The sequence below is a fragment of the Mediterranea sp. An20 genome (assembly GCF_002160055.1).
Taxonomy (GTDB): domain Bacteria; phylum Bacteroidota; class Bacteroidia; order Bacteroidales; family Bacteroidaceae; genus Bacteroides; species Bacteroides avicola.
The window spans coordinates 22,802-42,938 of record NZ_NFJV01000022.1; the positions used below are offsets into that span (position 1 = coordinate 22,802).

Sequence of the window (20,137 nt, forward strand, 5' to 3'; positions counted from 1 at the left end):
GTCTTTTAGTCCGTTTTTCTGCGATACCAGCGGTTATCCACCCGGATAACGTCCATGTCAAGACATGCGCCGTTCTCGTCCAGTTTGGTCTTTATCCGCTCGACGGTTGCCGGGCCGATTCCCCATATTTCCATGAGGTACTGCTCGTCACGACGCACCAGGTCGCCTACATATCTTAACCCGTATGCGGTGAGGTGGTTCTGCGCCGATGGCTGGATGCCCAAGCTGAATAGCGGCTGCGAGAGGTAAGGTATTTCTTCCGCCGGTTTGTTCTCCACGGCAATCTCCAAGCCTTCCTTGATTCTTCTCAGGGTGTCGATGCGCTGCTCCAGCTCGACGACGGCCTGTCCGTCCTGCACTATGGCATTCCGCAGGCGGGCTGCCTTCTCCGTCAGGTCGGCATTGCTCCGCATCAGTTCGTCGTGGGTTCTCGCCAGGGACAGGTTCTCCCGGTCAAGCTCGTCCCGTCTGTATTCCAGCGAATCGACGGTATCCTGCAGTTGCCCTGCACGGTATTGCAGGGCGGAACATTTTTCATTGTCGGAGGCTATTTCACCCGACAGGGTTTCCAATCTCCTGACCTGAAGCTCAAGGCTGTCGTGGATAGAAAGAAGTGTATCCGCAAGTTCGTTCATCCGCTGGCGGCGGGATTTTCCCCGTGCGCATCGGTAAAGGATGACCAGTGCCGATACCATCAGCACCAGTCCGATAAGCATAGTAATATCCAATGTTTCCATATTGTTGTTATTTTTAGTTGTTCAAGGTAATGATGGGCCTTATCCGGTGTGCCTGTGTCTTCGGGGTCTCCTGCATGGCTCCGCTGCCTATCGAGTAGAGCCACGCTTTGGCGGTCTGTTGCCCCTCTACTTCCGTCGAGGTCCAGTACCAGCAGTCGCCTGTGCTGTCTGTGGGCAAGATGTCTCCGCCGCATTTTTCCAGTACGGGATTGACGACCTCCCGTGCCGCATACAGCAGGCGCATCTCCGCCACTGAGGGGATGTATGCGCTCTGTCCGTAGCACCACAGGTCGAATACCGCTTCCGCCATCGGCGAGGCGGTCTCCCGGGTGTCATATAGGGCAAAGGTGTTCGTGTTCCCGTCGAACGCTTCCGTGTCGGCGGATGTTCCTTGCTCCACGCCCAGAGTGTCCGCAAAGGCTTTGGGAGCGATGTCCCACAGATAGACGGCACGACCGTTCTCTTCTGTGTCGCCGTGCTTGCCGGTGTCGAATACGATGGCCACGGCCCGCTTGCCGGAAGTTTGGTACAACTCGTAGGAAAGGACCGTGCCGTCGTCGCAGAGGACATGTCCGGGCCGTACCGTCATGTCCGGAGTCTCGATGTGTGCGTCGCAGGCGGCCAGAGTTAAGACTGCCGCCACCGCAATGATGATATGTATCTTGTTTATTGTCATCTGTTCATATTTTTATTTTCCCTCATTTCATCAGTTATTTTACCGGCAGTTTCACGCCGAGCACGACACCTGCCCGCAGCAGGTCGGCTCCCTTTATCATCACGTCGCCCTTCGCCTGCCAGAAGAACACCCATCCCGACCGCAGCACATAGTTGTGTTCGTAGCCGAGGTGGATGCCGCCGAGGAATCTCTTCGTGTCACTGCCGCCCGATGCCCCGATGCGCAGGTTGCCGTAGTGGTTCCTGCCGCGTACCACGCAGGGCTTGTAGGCCACGCCGAAGCCGTAGGTGCGGTAGTTCCGCCAGAACGATTCCGGGCAGATATGCCCGCACGTCTCACAGTCTTTCCATTGCAGGTAGCCGTTAGCGAAGAACTCCCAGGCATTGTTGTAGTTCGTCTCATGTTCGTAGGCAAGGGTCAGATCCATGCCGTTCCGGTACAGCAGCCCGGCTCCGAGCGAGAGCCGTCCGGTGTTCCGCTGTGCCGAAGCTGTTACAGACAAGGTGAACACGGCCACCGCCAAGGCAAGCTGTCTGTTTCTTGTCCTTCCCTTATTTTTCAATGCTTCACTCATCATTTCCAATTCTTAATTCGTCACTCTTAATTCTTCATTGACATCATTCCTCCTCCAATAGCGATTGGTCAAACGAATCGGCGGCAAGCACGTCCTCGTAGTCGATGTGCAGGCTGATGTTGCGCCCGCTGATCTGTTTCTCCGTCATCTCGATGGTCAGCACCTTGTCGTTGGGGAAGGTCATCTTCTTGACGACTATCACATTGCGGTAGCCCCGCTTGAATGATTTTCCCGGTTCCAGCACCATTGCCGGAGTCAGCTCAATGACCTGCGAATTGGTTGCTTTCGACACCTTCTTGTCAGCGAGCTTCACACGGATTTCATCGATGTCAAACCGGATATGGGTCTTGTTCTCTATCGAGAAGTCGATGAAGAAGTAGTCGCCGGCCGCATAGATGTTGTTCAGCCGCATGGTCAGGCGGTGTGCCTTGCTCGCCAGTTCCGTATCTTGGCCGGGGAGTTCCAGATGCGTCTGGCCAGTCCGGTCATCTCCGCTGTGGACATGGAGACGGTGGGATTGTGGTAGGCTTCCCGTTCCGCAGGCAGTATCTCCTTGTCGGTCACGGCTTCCTTCAGCCGGGTAGTATAGAGTAGCGCGTACTGCGTGCGGTAGCGTTCCGTCACGATGGTGACGATGGCGAGCACTTCGCCGTCCTCGTGTCCGGCCTCCTTGGGCTTCAGGCGGATAATGTTGTCCAATGGCTGGTCACCCGCCACCTTGTCGGTGGAGATGTCCACCAGTCGGACGGGTTCCGATGCCGTGATGACGGTCGTCACCTGCTCGTTCACGGTGAGCAGCTCCATTTCCTCGTAGGTTTTCTGGGCTTTTGCCTCGTATGCGGCGCACAGTCCGGCCGCAAGGAGAAACAGGCCCGTCATTCGATGTCTGTTCATGTCTATGCTTTTTTATTGTTTATTCCCGTTGTTCATTCTTTCCCTCTGTTCGCCTTCCTCCCGTATTCGCTGCTCGGCAATTTCGCAATAACTCTTGTCGATTTCGAAGCCGATGTAGTGCCGGCCTGTCCGCAGGGCGGCGATGGCGGTCGTCCCGGAGCCGATGCAGTTGTCCAACACGAGGTCGCCCTCGTCTGTGTAGGTCCGTATCAGGTATTCTATCAGGGCTACTGGCTTCTGTGTGGGATGGTAGAAGGCTCCCTTGCAGTGTTCCTTGGGTACGGATACTACCGATGTCGGGTATTTGTCATCGGCTATGCGCACTGGGGCGAGCTTCATGCCACCGTAGCAGCGGTTGGTGAAACCTTCCGTCTTGCGGCGGTCATGGTTCCGTTTTTCGGGCGGGCACGGGGTCATCTGTGGGTGGTACACCGGCAGTTTCCGGTAGAACACCACGATGTCCTCATGCTGGCGCATGGGCATCCGGTTGGCGTTCAGGTGGCCGCTCACCCTGTCCTTGTGCCAGACGAGGTTGTATCTCCACAGCTTGGGCTGTGACAATACCAGTTCCGCCGTGAACATGCCTTGTGCGAACAGGATGATGGGGCTGTCCGGCTTGGTGATTCTCAGGTACTGCTCCCATAAGGGTGCAAGCGGGATTTTTTGGTCCCACCGGGCAGCCCCGTTCTGCCGGTTCAGCACGCCGTAAGGCAGATCCGCAATCACGGCATCGACGCTTCGGTCGGCTATCTGCTTCATCCCTTCCAGGCAGTCCATGTGGTATATCTTGTCTTGCTCCATTTTCGTCTTGTCTATTGTTTCTGGTTTCCGTTTACTAAATACACGAAGGTGCCGTACTTCAGTTTGACCTTGTTCTTCTTGATGGCCTTGCTGATGGCGTTGCTCGTTTTCTGGTAGGCGTTCTGCACGGCCTGCATTCCCCATTGGGCGAGGTTGTTGCCATAGCCGCCGGTGTTCATGCTCAGGTTGCCCGACATGGCGCTGCTGGCCACGTCCTTGCTCGTCTCCCGGAACTGGCTTTCCGGCACATACAGTCCTTCCAGCCCGTCGGTGTCGTACAGCGAGAGGCTGACCTTGACCAGCTTGTCACCCACGAGGATGCTGCTGATGCTTCCTTTCACCCTTTCGGAGGAAAAGCCGCTGACCGTGGCATACAGGTAGGTGCCCTTTCGGAGGGTGCTTCCGTCTATCTCCACATCGTCCAGCAGGCGCAGCCGCACACGCGAGCCGTCCACGGCCTTGATGTCCTCGTCGATGATGGCCTGGATGAGCTTCGGCTCATCGCTGCTGCGGTCGAGCGTGTGGAAGTAGTCCGAGGATGCCTTGGCTTTCTTCACCACCTCGCTGGTCTTGTCATTCTCACCGGGAGTTTTCACGGCACGGCTGTCCTCGTCGATGCGGCCCTCTGCCTGCGGTTCCACTGGTGGTACCTCTGTTTGGGCCGTGTCCTCTTTTGCAGGCGGGGTCACTTCCTGCTGTCCGCGCAGCCTGGCTTCGGCAAGGGCTTTCTCCAGTTCCGCGAGGGCTTCTTCTTCCCGTTTCTTGGCGTCGGCAGCTTCCGCCGCCATACTCTTTTCCTGTTCGACTTCACCGAGCAGGGCGATGTCGTCATCGGTGTATTTCGATTCATATTCTTCCTTGTTTTCATCGGGTTCGTCCCTTTCAATGTTGTCCACGGCGGTATAGTCCTGTATCCGGCCCCATGATTTTGTCATGTTCTCGTACTTGCTGCCTATGCCGTCCCCGTTCTTAAGGGTGGCTTCCGGAAGTTCCGGGTTCAGGAACTCGGTGGTCTGCAGCGTGGTGTCCTGCACTTCGGCCTTTTCGGTGCGGAACAGGTCGAAGATGAAGTACGACGCGCCGAGCAGCGGCAGGTAGAGGATGGCCGGAAGCATGTACTTCGGTTGCCTGAAATTGATTTTCTCCAATATGCTCATCGTCATTGTTCTTTTGGTGGTTGTACATACAGCTCGGAGGACCGGTGCCTTTCCCGCAGGATGCTGTCCTGCATCTCGGTGGCTGTCCGCTTTACGGGTTGACGGTGGTACACGACGGTCAGCCGGTAGATGTTCCATGCCAGCCCTGCGGCGACGAAGGCAAATACGATGACAAGGAACAGGGTGCGGTGCACGTTGGCAAAGCCCTGCACCTTGGCGGCCGCCTTGTCTATCCGGGTCGCCTTGGCGAACCTGCGCCCGGCATTCACCTCCCGCTCGTAGCGTTCCTTGTATTTCGGGTCGTTCCTGTCCGGCATCTTCTCGCCGAGCAGCATGCGTCTGAATCCTTTGATGTTCATGGTCGTTCCTCCTTTAATAGTTGTTCTTTGTCTTCTGCTCGATGTCCTTGTTCAGCAGCGTGCGCCAGTTCACGATGAGCAGCCCGTGCGGGTTGTTCTCCGTGCGCGGCACCCGTTTGAGCTGTCCGGCTGTGACCAGTTCGCGCATCAGGATGTTGCTCCGGCGTTCGATGCGCTGCCGTCCGTAGTAGGTGAACTCCATTTTGGCTGCATCGAATCGGATGCTGTCGCAGAAGATGGAGAACACCGCGCTCGTTCCGAGAATGTTGCTGTAGAAACCTTTCTCTTTGAGCGTATTATATTGTGCCAGTCCGGTCTCGTCCACCAGATACATGGCCTTCTCCATCGTGTAACGGATGTACTTGTCATCCGGAGCAAGGGTGAAAAAGTAATGGTGGACTTTCTTTATATAATGATATAATCAACTGTATTACAGCAAATAGCACTTATTACTATTTCTTGAAGTAACAAGACAGAAACAACATAGGTGATTTATGAGAACTCAAAGGAATGTTTGCCAGACTTGCCTGATGGATGCTAAAGAGGGGGTGTCTAATGCATCGACTTCCTGAATCTTTGATTCAGGTGCAATGCAGCATTTAACTATTCTGTAAAAACACAACCCTATGGTTGTTCGGTTCTGGATAATTATTGTACCTTTGCAATCAAGACAGGAAAAGGATGTATTTCAATGGACACAACGGCAGATAAAACGCTTTCCGTTGCTTCGGTGCCGGAAGTGCAAGGGATGGAACAGGATATAAAGGATTGGGCGCAGTATTCTCAATGGATTGCCGCTGCCATGTCCAAACGGATGTCGGAACTTGGCTTGACACAGAAAATGCTTGCCGGAAAGATGGGCTGCACCCAGCAGTACATATCCAAGGTGTTGAAAGGGAAAAAGAATATGTCGTTGGAAACCATCTGCAAGATTGAAAATGCATTGGGCTTTGAGATTATCAAAAACCTGAATGAAATTAAGTAGTAAAAGAGGTATGGCTAAAGACAGGGAAAAGATAGAGGACAAGGCTAATGAACCGGTCGCAAATTGCGACCAGTTACCTATGGCTGCCGATATACAGCCGATGATTCGAGTAATCAGAGGTCAGCAAGTTATTATTGACAGGGATTTGGCTTTGTTGTATGGTGTGGAAACCAGAGCATTGAATCAGGCAGTAAAACGTAATATCGAGCGGTTTCCTGACGACTTCATGTTTCAACTGGACAAAGAAGATGTTGAAATCTTGAAATCACAAAATGTGACTTCAAGTTGGGGTGGCGACAGAAGGTTGCCTTATGCTTTCACCGAACAAGGTATCGCCATGCTTAGTTCCGTCTTGAAATCACAGACAGCGGAGGAAGTGAACATCCGCATCATGAGAGCCTTTGTGTCCATGCGCCGTTTTATAGTTACCAATGCCCAACTGTTCCAACGGCTTGAAACGATAGAATATCATCAGCTTGAAATGAAGCAGCATCAGGAGGTGACGGACAAGCGCATCGACGAGGTGTTCAAACGACTGGAAGCCAATATCCCTCCCATGCAGGGTATATTCTACGACGGGCAGGTGTTTGACGCTTACCGTTTTGTATCTGACTTGATACGAAAGGCAAAACGCACCATTGCGCTGATTGATAACTATGTGGATGATACGGTACTGACCCTGCTCGACAAAAGGGAAAAAGGAGTGACTGCCACTATCTACACACAACGTGTAAGCGACCGGTTCCAACTGGATGTTGACCGTCACAACGCTCAATATCTGCCAGTCAGGATAGAGCGGTTCAACAAAGCGCATGACCGTTTTCTGCTTATAGACGACGAAGTGTACCACATCGGGGCATCGATTAAGGATTTAGGCAAAAAGTGGTTCGGGTTCACGCTTATGCGTGACATTCCGGCCTCAGAAATCATCAATAGAATCAAGGATTAGCCAATGCACGAATTGTTTTTGATGCGTTATTCTCATCATGGGGCAGGTTTTGCCGACCCTATTTTATTGACTATTAGCCATATTAATTATTATTTTTGAATTCTTTTTTGAAATACATATTCCTCAATATTCAGAATAACGGAAAAACCTTGTAATTTTGTACCCGGCAAGTGGGAAAGTAACCGATAATCTTTCTGCAAGCCTGAGATATTAACAAAAAACAAGGTAATAATGGATTATACAATATACGAATTTTCGCTTTTCATTGCGTTGCCGTTGATGCTGTTCTTCGGCTTTTATTTTTTGTTGGCCAAAATACCGGAAAAAGTCATTTTCGGAAATTATCTGCGCTCCCGTCGGATCATAGGGATAGCGTTGCTGCTGCTTGCCGCCAATTATTCGGTGCATTTCTTTTTCGGAATCCGGTTCAAGAACGCCAATGCGGCCATTCTGATGAACCTTTCGACCTACTTCCTGTGTTACTGGCTTTTCAGTTCGGCACTCACGACATTGCTGGACCGCTTTTACATCACAAAGCGCCGGTTGCGGACGCATATCAGCCTTTGGGTCATTTTTTCCATACTTTCCTGCATCGTGCTGATGTTGTTGCCCGAAGGGATTTTGCAGACAATTGCGCTATTTGCTCTGGCTGCGTGGCTGGTCACTTATGGATTCGTCCTGGCCCGCAGGCTTATTCTGGCATATAAACGTGCCATCAGGATTTTCAACGAAACGTATTCGGATGACATTGGCGCGTATATCAAGTGGCTTTCCATTTTCACATGGTGGGCTGTCATATTCGGTGTGGGATGCGGACTGCTCACATTCCTGCCTGACAAATACGTTTATATCTGGATTCTGTCATCCATCCCGTTCTACGGCTATCTGTTTTATTCCTACCAGAACTACATGATATTCTATGAGCAGGTGGAGCGTACGCTGGAGATAGAGAACGCGGCGGATGATGAGAAGAAAAAGACAGAAACGGAAAAGGAATCACCCAAATATTTCGACGGCATAGAAAGCAGCCTGACGCCTTGGCTGGAAAACAAGAGCTATACGCAATCCGGATTCACCATACAGGACATGGCGAAAACGCTCGGCACCAACAGGACTTATCTGAATGCTTACATAAAGGACAAATATCATGCGACATTCTGCGAATGGATAACCGGCCTTCGGTTGGAATACGCGAAGACCATGCTGAAGGAGCATCCGGAAATGAGCATACAAAAAATCGCGGAGTCGTCAGGCTTTTTGTCCCGCAGTTATTTTATCAAGTCGTTCACTGAAAAGGAAGGATGCACACCCGCCAAATGGAGAAAACCATAGCCGGATACACGAGTTGCAGATTTGTGCTCAATCAGCAAAAAGTGCTCAATCAGCAAAAGTGCTCAATCAACAAAAATAAGTGCTCATATAACAATTTGCAAGTGCTCATACAACAAATTCAGTAAAATACTGATTGTTAGACGAAAATAATCGGCGAAGCATTTTGCGCGACAGGTGTTTTTCCATAATTTTGTGGATGGCAACTGATAATAAATCAAGTTTATATGAGCAAAAAATTCTATTTTTTTACCCTATTCCTGTGGCTGGCGGCAGTAATTCCTGTCTTTGCGCAAGAGAAAGCGGACACCACCTACACCTTCCGTTTCGTGCCACAGAAGGATATGTTCTATGTGCCTCTTGACGGCAACGACCGGGAGCTTGCCCGGCTGCTGGAATGCGTGCATCGGAACAAGGACATCATACTCGGCGGCAGTCTTCCGCTCTACGTGGACGGCTACAGCAATTCCCTTGACAGCGAAAAGGAAAACCTGCGGATGGCCGCCATCCGTTCCAACCGGGTGAAATCGGAACTCATTGTGCGCGGCGGGATCAAAGAGGAATGTTTCATCACCAGGAACCATGCTTCCGACGGTGATTTCGTCATCGTTCGTCTGACAGTACCTGCACCGGAAGCATCCATCGTTGAAAGCAAGGCAGAGGAAGAACGCCTTGCCGCCGAACGAGCCGAACAGGAACGCAAAGCTGCTGAAGAACGGCGCAAGGCTGAAGAAGCACGCCGCGCTGCCGAGAAAGCGGAAGCGGACAGACTTACCAAAGAACAGGTGGCAAAACAAACTGAACAGCCACAAGAAATAACTGCCACTCCGTTGGAATCCCAATCATCCACTCATTACCATTTTGCCCTGCGGGCGAATCTGCTGCGTTGGGCGACACTCACCCCCGACCTGGGTCTGGAGTGGCGTATCAGTCCGTCATGGGGCATCGCCGTGAACGGCTCGTGGACTTCATGGACATGGCAGGACAATAACCGCCGCTATGCCTTGTGGGAGGTGGCTCCGGAAGTACGTTACTATATGGGCAAGGAGAAGCGCGGCTATCTGGGCGCAATGTTCAAGGCCGGGCAGTTCAACTACAAGCTCTCCGGCACCGGTAGGCAGGGCGACCTGATGGGCGGCGGCATCACCGGCGGCTACCAGCTACGGCTCAGCGATGCCCTGTCGCTGGACTTCAATGTAGCCGTGGGCTGCCTGCACGCGGACTATGAGAAATATGAGGTCATTGACGGCGTGCGTGTGCGTGCCGGCAAGGAGACGAAGAACTGGTGGGGCCCGGTCAATGCGGGTGTTACCTTAGTGTGGAAGCTGTTTTAGCGAAAGGAGGAAAATATGAAGACAACAACAAGATATACGACAACGATTCTTTCCCTTGCGCTGCTGCTCACGCTGGGCGGCTGCGTCAAGGACGAACTGCATGACACGCCACATCCCGACACAGGGAAGGTCACCGTCACCGCCGACTGGAGCGACCGCGGCGAGGGCGTGGACATCCCTGCGGAGTGGACAGTGACGATGGGCGGCTATACAGGCACGGAGACCGGTGCGACCCACTCGCCGGACTATCTTTTCAATCCGGGCAGTTATACCCTTGCGGTGTATAACCCTGCCGACGGCATCACGGTAAGCGGCATGACGGCTGCTGTGGCCGCAGCGGACGGCGGCTGCATCGTGAATACTCCCGGCTGGCTCTTCACTTCCGTGCAGGAGGTAGAGATAGAAGCCGACACCGACTACTCGCTGACCGCCGTCATGCAGCAGCAGGTGCGTGAGCTTACCCTCATGATTGAACCTGCGGGCGACGCTGCAGACAGGATAGAGAGCATCGGGGGCACGCTGAGCGGAGCGGCAGGGACGCTGGACTTCGCCACGGGTACCCACGGTACGCCCTCGGAGGTGGAACTGCATTTTACGAAGATAACTGAGGGCGACGATGCGGGCAAGTGGATGGCAACCGTCCGGTTGCTCGGCATTGCGGGCGACGCGCAGCGGCTCACCGCCACGCTGACCTACACTGACGGCAACCCGCAGCCTACATCTCTCAATAGCGACCTCACGTCTGCTCTCAACGGCTTCAACGACGGCAAGACCGCGCCTTTGACCCTCGGCGGCACAATAGCCGAGACCCCGGGCGAGGCGGGCTTCACCGGTGAAATCACAGACTGGGAAACAGTGGACGGCGGCGGAGTGGATGCCGAAATGTAGTTTAATTATCGTGAGTTCGAAGAAAACTTGTAGAGACGCATTCTTGCGTCTCGGCAAGCAAGATTGCCGAATAAAATCGCCTGTCGCGAAGACTTGGCAGCTGGCTGAGACGCAAGAATGCGTCTCTACAGTTTGGCAATAACAGGGCTGCGCACATAAAGTGGAATTCGTCGAACTCACGATAATTAAGAATGATAGAATGAAGAATAAACGATAAACTAAATTAATATGACGATGAAGACAAGATTATTCACCTTTGCGGCACTGGCACTCGCGCTTGCCGCCTGCACCAACGACAACGAGAACCTGAACGACGGCCCCGTGGCCGCAGTGATTAACGCCGAAATCTCAGATGCCGTAGCCACCCGCGCCAGCGGTACCGCCTGGACTGGCGGAGACCGCATCGGCGTCACCGACATCGGCAACGATACCCGGTACGGCAACGTGCCTTTCATCCTGAAGAACGGGAAATTTGAGGCAGAAGAAAAGGTCATCTATATCGAAGATGTAAAGACCCATACTTTCCGCGCCTACTATCCGTACAACGCAGCGGGAGGCACCCTCGCAGCCACGACCGATGCCACGGCGTAGCAGAACCAGCCTGCCATCGACTTCCTCTTTGCTTCAGGAGCCACGGGAGACAAAAACAGCCCGGTAGTGAGCTTCACCGACAAAACGAAGGATGGCGGTGCAGACAACTCCTTCCACCACCGCATGAGCCAGATAACCCTTACCATCGAGGCGGGCGACGGCGTGGATTTCAGTATGATCAAGCCTGAACGTTACACGCTGGACGGATTGATACTCACCGGTACGTTCAATACAGCCGACGGTATTGCCACCGCAGACGACGGGGCACAGACCAGAGAACTGACCATGGAGCTGGCAGACGGCAACCTCACGTCATCGGTCATCCTCTTCCCGCAGGCAGCTGCATCCCTGCCGTTGACTGTGAATTACAGAAGTCAGAATTATCGTGCCACGCTCACCGTGCCCGAAGGCGCACTGAAGGCAGGCAACAACTATACCTATACCGTCAAGGTACGCAATAGAGGCATTGAAGTCAGCCAAGCCACGATTGCGGCGTGGAACGAAATAGACCTCGGAGAAGTGGGTGCTGACCTGTAGTCAGATACGAACCGATAAACGATAAGGAATATGAACATCAGACATGCATTATACCTGATACCGGCAGCGGCGGTGCTGCTTCTCGCGGCGACTGCCTGCACGCAGGACGACCTCGGCGGCAGCACGTTGCCCGAGGGCGAGTATCCATTGGTAATCCGCGCCACCGGCCTGCAAGCCGTGGCAACCCCTGCCTCCACCCGCGCCACTGTGGATGGCGACTGGCAGGGTGTACAGACCGTAGCCCTCAGCGTGGGCGGCACGGTGAAGGAATACGATGTGACGGCATCCGATACCGACGGCTACAAGACAGCCATCCTGAGCAGCGACACCGACCCCTTCTGGTGGACAAGCCGCGAGGACATCACCGTTTCGGCATGGTGGCCATACGGCACCACGATGCCCGATGTGGTAGTAAAGGCCGACCAAAGCAAGTTGGCAGACTTCCAGAACAGCGACTTTATCTCTGCTGAAAACCAGACGGTAAAATTTGACGACCCGACTCTTGAATTTACCCACCGCACGGCACGCGTGGCAATCGAACTGAAACCCGGTACGGGATTCACGAGCGTGGACGGTGCCACGGTGAGCCTCGTGAGCCTGTCCGCCGATAACGGCAACCCGACCGCCATCCAGACCTACCACGCAAGCGGCAACAGCTACGAGGCACTGACCGCCCCGCAGACCGTTGCGAAAGGCGAGCCGTTCATCCGCGTGGAACTTGGCGGCGGCAACTTCTACTTCCGCCCGCAGAACGACGTCGTGCTGGAGGCGGGCAACCGCTATAAATATACCGTCAACGTCAATGCCACGGGGCTGACGCTGGCAGGCTGTGAAATCGGCAAATGGGACGACGGCGGCGGCGAGAGCGGCGCAGCCGAGGATTTGGGCTACAACTACGACACCACCACCAAGACCTACACGGTCTATAACGCAGACGGCCTGCTGGCATGGGCGGAAGCCGCAAAGAGTGATCTCAGCTTCAACTGCACCCTGACTGCCGACATCGACCTGACGGGCAAGAAGTGGACACCGATAGGTAAAGGCACCACTTCTGAATCCGGTTACCAAGGCACCTTCGACGGACAGGGACACCGCATCACGGGGCTGGCCATCACTACGGACAATCCGCAGGGTGAGAGTGCTGCGTTGTTCGGCGGTATCGGCGGCAACGGCGAGGTGAAGAACCTGCAACTGGTGGATGTGGACTACGATGTGCGGCAAAACGGTGTGGCCGGTGGCATAGCGTGGAGCAACTTCGGCACCCTCACCGCCTGCTCCGTAACGGGAGATATTTCTGCAACAGGAGGATATGTCGGCGGCATTGCGTCTTCCAACTTCGGTAGCATTATTGGCTGTTGGTTCGATGGAAATTTAACGTCAGGCATTGGTAATGGCGGAATCGCTGCTCTCAACTATAGCACCATCACCGCCTGCTATTATGGTCAGAATGGGTATCCCGGAGTAGCAATTAACGATGGCACCGATGATACGCATCGAATAGACTCCGGCGACTCCTGGCAGCCAGCCGTCTATGGCATGAACGCCGCCCTCACCGGCAACGACTACCAATGGGCACTCGGTACCGACGGTCTGCCCGTACTGCAAAAGAAACAATAACAACCCCTAAACAACACGCATCATGAAACGAACAACCATCCATATATCCGCAGCCCTCGCCCTGCTGCTCGGCCTTGCCGCCTGCACGCAGGACGAAGCGGGCTTCCTGCCGGAAGGGGCGGAAGGCACACCCATCGTCTTCACCGCCACGGGACTGAACCCCGCGGCGACAGCCACCGCCGGTACCCGTGCCCCGGTGGACGGCGACTGGGAGGGCGTGCAGAGCGTGGCAGTTATGATTGACGGCACGGTGAAGGCATACGACGTGACGCCCACCACCGCCGACCGCACCGGCGCCATGCTGACCTCCGATGACCCGCACTACTGGACCAACCACACCGACCGCCTCGTCACCGCCTGGTGGCCCTACACCGAGGGCGAGACAACCCCGCCTGCCGTGAAGGTAGCTGCCGACCAAAGTGCCCGGAAAGACTTCGAGGGCAGCGACCTCATCGTAGCCGAGGAACAGACGGTGAGCTACGGCAACCCCACACTCCGCTTCACCCACGGCACGGCGCGGGTCACCGTCATCCTGACGGACTACACCGAGGAGCGGATGTTCGTGCGGCTGACAGGCCTCTCCACCGAGAACGGCAACCCCGCCCAAATCACCCCGTATAACAAGGGCGGTGACACCTACACCGCCCTCGTCGCCCCGCAGACGGTGGCGGCGGGCACGGCCTTCATCACCTGCAAATTCACCAACGGCAAGGTCTTCGTCTATAAGATGAAGGAGGCTACCGACTGGCAGGCGGGCGAGGAATATACCTACACCGTCTCCCTCGCCGCGGCAGAAGACCCGGGATACACCATAGAGGGCGACGGCAGCTACACCGTCACCACCGCCGATGGGCTGAAAAATGTAGCCAAGCTGGTGAACGAAGAGGGCAAGACCGACATCAACATCACCCTTGACACAGACCTCACCCTGACGGGAGAGTGGACGCCGATAGGCACTGAAAGCCAACCATACACCGGCACCTTCGACGGTAAAGATAAGACCATCACGGGGCTGACCGTCAACCAAGAAGGGACAAACTATGTAGGGCTGATTGGCTACCTCGGCTCCGGCGGCAAGGTGCAGAACGTGACGCTAACAGATGTGAGCGTGACTGGCTACTGGTATGTCGGCGGCGTGGTGGGAGCCAACGACAAGGGCACCGTAACCGCCTGCACCGCCTCGGGCAGCATCTCCGGCTCCTCCCGTGTCGGCGGCGTGGTGGGATACAACGGCGGCACCATGACCGGCTGCACCGTCTCGGGCAGTGTCTCCGGTGACTCCTCTGTCGGCGGCGTGGTGGGATGGAACGGCGGTACCGTGACCGCCTGCTACGCCACGAGCGATGTCTCTGGATACAGCGATGTCGGCGGTGTGGCGGGACGCAACTACTACGGCACCGTGACCGGCTGCACCTCCTCGGGCAGCGTCTCCGGCAGCCTCAATGTAGGCGGCGTGGTGGGATACAACTACGGCATCGTGACCGCCTGCTACTGGAGCGGCCTCCCCGACAATGACAACGGCGGAGCCACGAAAGTGGACGGCACGAACGTCACCTGGCAGACGGCTGTTGATGCCATGAACGCCGCCCTGCAGAACGCAGGCTCAGAGTGGCGTTACGAACTCACCGGAGCATTGCCTACCTTGAAGAAACAGTGAACCGTCGGGCGGGAAAAGTTCCGCCCGAAACGGAAGATAACTGAAGTATAACCCAAAAAGAAAAGAACTCCCATTCCGGGCGGGAGTATTGTGCCCGGTAACATCATACAGACACCGCAGCCCGCTACCGTAAGGTCAGTGGGCTGCATTTTAATAAGGAGAAAAGAATAATATAAAAAATGAGGTAACCCGCATGAAACAGAAAACAATAGCAACCAGACACCTGCGCACCAAGATAGCGGCAGGATATGTGCTGATACTATTCGTCATTTTCGGCATCGTCTATATTTGGCTCAACGAACAGCACAGACGACAGGAATTAGAGATTACAAGCCAAAAGATAAGATGTTTACGCAAGGACATACACGAGGTATATGTTAAAATGGTGGATTTATCCCTTATTGGTGAGACCGTGCTGGATTGGAATGAGGAAGATATGAATATATACCATAAGAAGCGTCTGGAGGTGGACAGTCTGCTCAGCCTGTTCAAGTCCAGCTATCGCAGCGAACGTATAGACAGCGTCTGCCGGCTGCTGGCTGAAAAGGAAAATCTGCTGAATAAAATCATGCTGGTACTCAACGAACAGGAAGAAATAAAAGACAAAATAGCCCGACGGGTTCCAGTAATAGCCCGCAAGAGTTCGCAGGAAGAGCCCCCAAAAAGAAAACGGACAGGTTTCTTAGGACTGTTCGGAAAAAAGGAAGAAGCGAAACCGACTGTTACGACCACAACCTTTCGTTTTTTTCAAAGGTATATGGAGAAACAAACCGGAATATCTCTACTGGTAAAAATTGAATCAAGTTATCTTAATTGTCGTTCATCGGCAGTACGACCCCATTTGGGTGCAAGGACAGATGCAAGTTTTACAAAAAGCTATGAATAAAGGAAATGCCAGTATATAGAAGGATGCATACTATCAGGATTTTCATCCACCCATCTGACACCCACACGCCTTTGTTTCTTTTCAGCATACGGGCAATCCGTTCTTCATGTTTCTTTTGCAGTTCGAGTTGCCTGTCACGGTGAGCCATGAGCTGTTTTCCAACTTCCACGACAAAATTTGTACAAATCTCATTCAGGGCTTTCAGGGTGTCGGGATGCACCCGTGCGCCGATGTCCTTCTTCTGCAAATCCGCCACGGCATGGGTAAAGCCTGTAATGATGTCCGCCATGCTGTCCTTGACGGCACTGATTTCTTTCAGCAAGTCGCGCAGTTCTGCTATCCGGCGGTCTGTTTCCTCTTCAGGCGTATAATTGGCAAGCCGCTCACGCAAGGCGGCAGTATCGGGTTGTTTCATATCCGTTGCTGTTTATTGGGTTTGTCATTTGCGTTTCATTCCTGATTTCTTCTGTATGCCGAGCCTGTGCGAAGCCTCACGCGCACAACGGCGGGCAAATTCCATCTCGTCTTCCTCCGGGTCGCGTCCCCATTTGAGGTCGGACTGCGAGCCGCCTCCACCGCCGCCGGATGTCACCTCGTAGGGTGACGCTATAAGAGTGAAGTAAGCCATCGCCAAGTTCTGCAAGTCCTGCCAGTTGGCAAGTTCTTGATAATCGAACTCGTTGTTGAAGAAGTCAATCACCTTGTCGGGCAGATAGCGTTTGTAGGTCTTGCCGTCATGCTCAAACTCCGTGGGCAGGCGGTTCGGCTTATAGTCCGTGTAGTCCTCGTAAACCGGATTGCTCTGCCGTATAACGGGCTGTGACTTCTGTTTTGCGGTATTGGGTACGGTAGGTTTCGGGGTCGGTGTGGCGGTCGGTTTGGATGTCGGACGGGATTGCTTCGCCTGTTCGGAATGCAGTTTTTCCCATGTCTGCCTGATACGGGATGCGGTCAGGTTGCGCCCCTTTCCGAGTTCCGAAGCCTTGAACCTTGTGTTGCCTTTGAGAAGCACATAACCACGAATGACATCTTTCTTATCCTTGCGCAGATACAAGTCGAAGCCTTTGGCTGCGAGCCGTTCTTGGTAGCCCTCCCATGACCATTCATCCAGTTCGCGCAAGGCTTCCATGCAGTCCGCACTTACTTTCGGAATGTTGGTTTCATGGATGTGCTGTGCCGTAGCCCAGCCCCTTTGCCGGGCAACCTTTTCAGCCGCCCGTTGTGCCCGCAGGTGGATGGCGTGGTCGTTGTTGATGTTCCCGTCCTCGTCCACCCGGCAGACGATGGCATGTAGGTGCGGTATGCCGCTCTTGGATTCCTCGTGCAGCCAGACGCTGGACTTGCTGCCCGATACATTGGTGTGTGGGGAAACGACCTTGCCGTCCTTGCCACGTATCTCTTGGCTGTCGAAAGCCGCCGCAAAGTCATTCCACAGTTGCCGCCAGTCGTCCACTGTGAAATTTTCGGTATGCTCCATCGCCGGGCTTATCTCCATGCGGATGACATTGTTCTTGATGTTGGGGTGGTTCATGGTGGCGAACTTCATTTCCGTCCAGATACCCGTAGCGTCCATGCCCTGCGGCATGAAGTTGTCGCAGATGCGCGTTATCTTTTCGGGATGCTTCTTGTTCCTCGATTCGCCCGACACATAGAGCATCGCCCTTATGCCGTGGGCTACCGCTTTTGCGTTGGCTATCATGCGCCGTCCTCCTTAGCTTCTTGGTTTGTTGTTCCTGCCGGATAGCTGTTCGCCGTCTGCGCGGACTGCAAGAAGTCGGCGACACGGTTTGTAACATGGGCCACTTTCTCGTACCATTCGAGCATGGTCTCTTCGTGCCGGAACAGGCGTATTTTCTCGTTGTCGCTCAGTCCGTGCAGGGCGTTGGCGAAGTTCACCATGTCCGTGCGGCAGGCTGCAAGCTGACGCAAACCGTCCAGTTCCCTGTCGGAAAGCCTTTGCCGTGGCTTGTAGCCGAGTGCCCTTGCCCGGATGAAGTCGCTGCGTGTCATGCCGCACTGGTCGGCGGTGCTTTTGATTTGCGAAAGCTCTTGTTCCGTGACCTTGGTGACAACCACCTTGTCACGCCTTATAACGGGCTTCTTTTGCTCCTGCTCCTGATTGGAGGTATCTTCGTATTCCATATATAACAGATGTCTTTGAAAAGTCGTGAAACGGTTTCTAAAAGAGGGAAGCTGCGAGCCTGCGAGCGGCAAGGACAACGGTCTGTCAAGCCGTTGCGAGGGCGTCGGGGTGTTGCCGTCCGCAGGCGGTAATACCTCGGCATACCTCGCAACTGAACGCTACCGCTCCATGCTAATCCACCTGTCCGCTTGCCACAGCCAAAACAGACTGGTGCCAGTGGAGTGCCGGATAATGGAACAACGGGATGCGGTATTTCGCGCGGTGTCGCTTTCTGCTCGGCTTCTGACGGTTCTTATTCTTCCCTCTGTTCGTGGGTAAAAGGGTTTGATGTAATACCGCCGTCCGCTGTTTTCTACCCAAGTAGGCACGGAAAGGTCATCACGGACGCTACCCTTGAACGGCAGGTGTAGATAAGTCCCATCTCCGTAAGCGTGGCAAGCAGGTTGCGTATGCGCTTCCTGCCCATGTTCCATTGTGAAGAAAGCTGTTCCTCGGAATACTGCGCCTGACCTGCGGAAAGCATGAGCGGTCTGTGAAAGCCTTTGGCTACACCGTCCGTTAATGCCATTCTCGCCAACAGGTCGCCAAACAATGTGAAGTTGCCTATTTCCCTGCCGTTGTCGTCGGTCGTTGTTCCGCACAGCCATTGCACCGCACGGTCGGAAAATCTGAACGAGAACGAAGCAATCCCTGTCGGGTACATGAACCTGTAAGTTTCCTTGTCCATAAATCTTTGACTTTATAAATGTGATATTACTTTTGTTTGAATGGAATGAAGCCGTGCAGGTATCGGCATGGAAACACCTCCTTGTTTTTTGTTGTACCCTGCACGGTTTCTCTGTTTTGAACGGCTCATGAAAGGTGATAGGCTCGCTAATTATTTGCACCAGTCAGCCAATGCGTATCATCTCCGAAATAAGGGAAGAAAAATAGGCTGCGTTACCACGGTGCATACGCCTTTCCACCTTTTGCATACGGTCATTTGTTTGCCCCGTTGCCGTTAGTGTTGCCCGAAAACGGTTGTCCGGGTGCGGGTCGCTTGTCAAGGCTCGATACGGCACGGCTGATGTCCGTTGCGTTCACCGCAATGGAAAGCAACGCCTTGTTGACCGTCACCAACTGCCGCTTGTCGCAAAACTCCGTCACACGCTCCAGCAATCCGAACGCCCGGTTCAACCGATGTCCCTGTGCATTGTCCGCTGTCAGCCGCTCGTTGTCCGTGCCGCTGTTGAGATAGCGGTTGAGCGCAAGACGGTCGTCCGCTGAAATGCTCTCTGCCGTAGCCTTGCCGTCGGCGATGGCTATGCCCACACGCAGTGCGTCCGCCTCGTAGATGCCCACACTCTCCAAGAATGTGCGGATAGCTTGTACGTCCTTGCCGCTTATCTCACGTTTGCGGCTCTCGTTTTTCTTTTCAGTCGAAACAGCCGAAGCTGCTCCGGCCTGTTCCATGTTCTTACTCTGTTCCATAATACAATTTGTTTTTGATGTGAAAAAATAAGTTGCTTATTTCCGTCCGGCAAGGTAGCGGTCGGCTTCTTCATTGATTTCCCCTTGCGATGAGATGCGTACTCCTGTGAGGAAAGCATCCAAATCCTCCCTCTTGAAGAAACACAGCTTGCCGCATGGTTTGTACATCGGGATTGCCCTGCGCATCATCAGCTTTCGGAAGTAGGACAATTTGAAACCGCAATACTCGGCGGCTTCCTTGGTGCTTAAAAGTTTTCGTTGCTCTGTCATGTGCGTATATTTTTAGTGGATATTCAGGTCGCTTCCTTGTCTCGGCGACAATGCAAAGATATGGCTGATGTTTTGGGAAACCTCATTTGTAAATGATACAAACAGAGTGTTTTGCAAACTATAAATGGAAGTATAAACGGTGCATAACGAAGTATAAAGGAACTCTAAACCCTCCATAATCCCGGATAGTCCTTACATGGCAATCCATCAGTGCGGAAAGAAGTACGGATGCTCGCGAACAAGCATGAAAAATCCCGCCGCTGGCTCGCAGTGACGGGAACAA

The 20,137-nt window shown here is 53.9% G+C and carries 20 protein-coding genes and 3 pseudogenes; 9 read left to right on the forward strand and 14 right to left on the reverse strand.

Annotated features, from left to right (window positions below; translation table 11 throughout):
• Positions 1 to 5: 5 nt before the first annotated feature.
• The 8 genes and pseudogenes from B5F34_RS12270 to traK form a co-directional block, all read right to left on the reverse strand.
• Positions 6 to 737: a DNA-directed RNA polymerase subunit alpha C-terminal domain-containing protein gene (locus B5F34_RS12270; protein ID WP_087339437.1), complete on the reverse strand. Its 732-nt coding sequence runs from the start codon at positions 735 to 737 to the stop codon at positions 6 to 8.
• A 13-nt stretch (positions 738 to 750) separates the two neighbouring features.
• Positions 751 to 1,413, reverse strand: a complete 663-nt coding sequence (locus B5F34_RS12275; protein WP_013616544.1) for a DUF1566 domain-containing protein — start codon at positions 1,411 to 1,413, stop codon at positions 751 to 753.
• Positions 1,414 to 1,447: 34 nt separating this feature from the next.
• Positions 1,448 to 1,987 carry a hypothetical protein gene (locus tag B5F34_RS12280; protein ID WP_239448947.1) on the reverse strand — a complete coding sequence of 180 codons (540 nt, stop codon included), beginning with the start codon at positions 1,985 to 1,987 and terminating at the stop codon, positions 1,448 to 1,450.
• Between the two features lie 43 nt (positions 1,988 to 2,030).
• Positions 2,031 to 2,881, reverse strand: a pseudogene (gene traN / locus B5F34_RS12285) (conjugative transposon protein TraN).
• A gap of 12 nt (positions 2,882 to 2,893) precedes the next feature.
• Positions 2,894 to 3,682: a site-specific DNA-methyltransferase gene (locus B5F34_RS12290; protein WP_072545033.1), complete on the reverse strand. Its 789-nt coding sequence runs from the start codon at positions 3,680 to 3,682 to the stop codon at positions 2,894 to 2,896.
• 11 nt (positions 3,683 to 3,693) lie between these two features.
• Positions 3,694 to 4,839: a conjugative transposon protein TraM gene (traM, locus tag B5F34_RS12295; RefSeq protein ID WP_087339440.1), complete on the reverse strand. Its 1,146-nt coding sequence runs from the start codon at positions 4,837 to 4,839 to the stop codon at positions 3,694 to 3,696.
• 2 nt (positions 4,840 to 4,841) lie between these two features.
• Complete coding sequence (locus B5F34_RS12300) at positions 4,842 to 5,198, reverse strand: hypothetical protein (protein ID WP_072545037.1); 357 nt, start codon at positions 5,196 to 5,198, stop codon at positions 4,842 to 4,844.
• A 13-nt stretch (positions 5,199 to 5,211) separates the two neighbouring features.
• Positions 5,212 to 5,610 (reverse strand): annotated as a pseudogene (gene traK, locus B5F34_RS12305) (conjugative transposon protein TraK); the annotation flags it as partial.
• Between the two features lie 279 nt (positions 5,611 to 5,889).
• On the opposite strand from traK, the gene B5F34_RS12310 reads away from it, so the two are divergent.
• From B5F34_RS12310 to B5F34_RS12350, 9 genes and pseudogenes are all read left to right on the forward strand, one after another.
• A complete protein-coding gene (locus B5F34_RS12310; RefSeq protein WP_087339443.1) occupies positions 5,890 to 6,183 on the forward strand; it encodes a helix-turn-helix transcriptional regulator in 294 nt (97 codons plus the stop codon).
• A 10-nt stretch (positions 6,184 to 6,193) separates the two neighbouring features.
• The gene (locus tag B5F34_RS12315) at positions 6,194 to 7,132 is read left to right on the forward strand and encodes an ORF6N domain-containing protein (RefSeq protein ID WP_087339530.1); all 939 of its coding nucleotides are present in this window, start codon (positions 6,194 to 6,196) and stop codon (positions 7,130 to 7,132) included.
• 279 nt (positions 7,133 to 7,411) lie between these two features.
• Positions 7,412 to 8,464, forward strand: coding sequence for a helix-turn-helix domain-containing protein (locus tag B5F34_RS12320; RefSeq protein WP_087339533.1), 1,053 nt, complete (start codon positions 7,412 to 7,414; stop codon positions 8,462 to 8,464).
• Between the two features lie 224 nt (positions 8,465 to 8,688).
• Positions 8,689 to 9,795 carry a DUF3575 domain-containing protein gene (locus tag B5F34_RS12325; RefSeq protein WP_087339446.1) on the forward strand — a complete coding sequence of 369 codons (1,107 nt, stop codon included), beginning with the start codon at positions 8,689 to 8,691 and terminating at the stop codon, positions 9,793 to 9,795.
• A gap of 15 nt (positions 9,796 to 9,810) precedes the next feature.
• Positions 9,811 to 10,683, forward strand: a complete 873-nt coding sequence (locus B5F34_RS12330) for a FimB/Mfa2 family fimbrial subunit (protein ID WP_087339449.1) — start codon at positions 9,811 to 9,813, stop codon at positions 10,681 to 10,683.
• Positions 10,684 to 10,917: 234 nt separating this feature from the next.
• Positions 10,918 to 11,811 (forward strand): annotated as a pseudogene (locus B5F34_RS12335) (fimbrillin family protein).
• 36 nt (positions 11,812 to 11,847) lie between these two features.
• A complete protein-coding gene (locus B5F34_RS12340; RefSeq protein ID WP_087339535.1) occupies positions 11,848 to 13,428 on the forward strand; it encodes a fimbrillin family protein in 1,581 nt (526 codons plus the stop codon).
• 22 nt (positions 13,429 to 13,450) lie between these two features.
• Positions 13,451 to 15,085, forward strand: a complete 1,635-nt coding sequence (locus B5F34_RS12345; RefSeq protein WP_087339452.1) for a fimbrillin family protein — start codon at positions 13,451 to 13,453, stop codon at positions 15,083 to 15,085.
• Positions 15,086 to 15,278: 193 nt separating this feature from the next.
• A complete protein-coding gene (locus B5F34_RS12350) occupies positions 15,279 to 15,971 on the forward strand; it encodes a hypothetical protein (protein WP_087339455.1) in 693 nt (230 codons plus the stop codon).
• Here B5F34_RS12350 and B5F34_RS12355 read toward each other — a convergent pair.
• The 6 genes from B5F34_RS12355 to B5F34_RS12380 form a co-directional block, all read right to left on the reverse strand.
• Positions 15,952 to 16,386, reverse strand: coding sequence for a hypothetical protein (locus B5F34_RS12355; RefSeq protein ID WP_087339458.1), 435 nt, complete (start codon positions 16,384 to 16,386; stop codon positions 15,952 to 15,954). The two genes, B5F34_RS12350 and B5F34_RS12355, sit on opposite strands and share 20 nt — an antisense overlap.
• A gap of 24 nt (positions 16,387 to 16,410) precedes the next feature.
• Positions 16,411 to 17,670 (reverse strand): relaxase, encoded by a 1,260-nt coding sequence (locus B5F34_RS12360; RefSeq protein WP_087339460.1) that lies wholly within the window; start codon positions 17,668 to 17,670, stop codon positions 16,411 to 16,413.
• On the reverse strand, positions 17,667 to 18,113 hold the full coding sequence (locus B5F34_RS12365; RefSeq protein WP_204245605.1) for a hypothetical protein: 447 nt from the start codon (positions 18,111 to 18,113) through the stop codon (positions 17,667 to 17,669). Before B5F34_RS12365 ends, B5F34_RS12360 begins: the two co-directional genes overlap by 4 nt.
• 353 nt (positions 18,114 to 18,466) lie before the next feature.
• A complete protein-coding gene (locus tag B5F34_RS12370) occupies positions 18,467 to 18,841 on the reverse strand; it encodes a hypothetical protein (RefSeq protein WP_239448945.1) in 375 nt (124 codons plus the stop codon).
• A gap of 251 nt (positions 18,842 to 19,092) precedes the next feature.
• On the reverse strand, positions 19,093 to 19,584 hold the full coding sequence (locus tag B5F34_RS12375) for a hypothetical protein (protein ID WP_087339463.1): 492 nt from the start codon (positions 19,582 to 19,584) through the stop codon (positions 19,093 to 19,095).
• A 36-nt stretch (positions 19,585 to 19,620) separates the two neighbouring features.
• Entirely contained in the window at positions 19,621 to 19,854 is a 234-nt protein-coding gene (locus tag B5F34_RS12380; RefSeq protein WP_087339466.1) for an excisionase family DNA-binding protein, read from the reverse strand.
• Positions 19,855 to 20,137 lie beyond the last annotated feature (283 nt).

Coding starts and splice junctions, on each gene's coding strand:
- B5F34_RS12270 (WP_087339437.1), bottom strand. CDS start 737: ATGGAAACATTGGATATTACTATGCTTATCGGACTGGTGCTGATGGTA.
- B5F34_RS12275 (WP_013616544.1), bottom strand. CDS start 1,413: ATGACAATAAACAAGATACATATCATCATTGCGGTGGCGGCAGTCTTA.
- B5F34_RS12280 (WP_239448947.1), bottom strand. CDS start 1,987: ATGAGTGAAGCATTGAAAAATAAGGGAAGGACAAGAAACAGACAGCTT.
- B5F34_RS12290 (WP_072545033.1), bottom strand. CDS start 3,682: ATGGAGCAAGACAAGATATACCACATGGACTGCCTGGAAGGGATGAAG.
- traM (WP_087339440.1), bottom strand. CDS start 4,839: ATGAGCATATTGGAGAAAATCAATTTCAGGCAACCGAAGTACATGCTT.
- B5F34_RS12300 (WP_072545037.1), bottom strand. CDS start 5,198: ATGAACATCAAAGGATTCAGACGCATGCTGCTCGGCGAGAAGATGCCG.
- B5F34_RS12310 (WP_087339443.1), top strand. CDS start 5,890: ATGGACACAACGGCAGATAAAACGCTTTCCGTTGCTTCGGTGCCGGAA.
- B5F34_RS12315 (WP_087339530.1), top strand. CDS start 6,194: ATGGCTAAAGACAGGGAAAAGATAGAGGACAAGGCTAATGAACCGGTC.
- B5F34_RS12320 (WP_087339533.1), top strand. CDS start 7,412: ATGCTGTTCTTCGGCTTTTATTTTTTGTTGGCCAAAATACCGGAAAAA.
- B5F34_RS12325 (WP_087339446.1), top strand. CDS start 8,689: ATGAGCAAAAAATTCTATTTTTTTACCCTATTCCTGTGGCTGGCGGCA.
- B5F34_RS12330 (WP_087339449.1), top strand. CDS start 9,811: ATGAAGACAACAACAAGATATACGACAACGATTCTTTCCCTTGCGCTG.
- B5F34_RS12345 (WP_087339452.1), top strand. CDS start 13,451: ATGAAACGAACAACCATCCATATATCCGCAGCCCTCGCCCTGCTGCTC.
- B5F34_RS12350 (WP_087339455.1), top strand. CDS start 15,279: ATGAAACAGAAAACAATAGCAACCAGACACCTGCGCACCAAGATAGCG.
- B5F34_RS12355 (WP_087339458.1), bottom strand. CDS start 16,386: ATGAAACAACCCGATACTGCCGCCTTGCGTGAGCGGCTTGCCAATTAT.
- B5F34_RS12360 (WP_087339460.1), bottom strand. CDS start 17,670: ATGATAGCCAACGCAAAAGCGGTAGCCCACGGCATAAGGGCGATGCTC.
- B5F34_RS12365 (WP_204245605.1), bottom strand. CDS start 18,113: ATGGAATACGAAGATACCTCCAATCAGGAGCAGGAGCAAAAGAAGCCC.
- B5F34_RS12370 (WP_239448945.1), bottom strand. CDS start 18,841: ATGGACAAGGAAACTTACAGGTTCATGTACCCGACAGGGATTGCTTCG.
- B5F34_RS12375 (WP_087339463.1), bottom strand. CDS start 19,584: ATGGAACAGAGTAAGAACATGGAACAGGCCGGAGCAGCTTCGGCTGTT.
- B5F34_RS12380 (WP_087339466.1), bottom strand. CDS start 19,854: ATGACAGAGCAACGAAAACTTTTAAGCACCAAGGAAGCCGCCGAGTAT.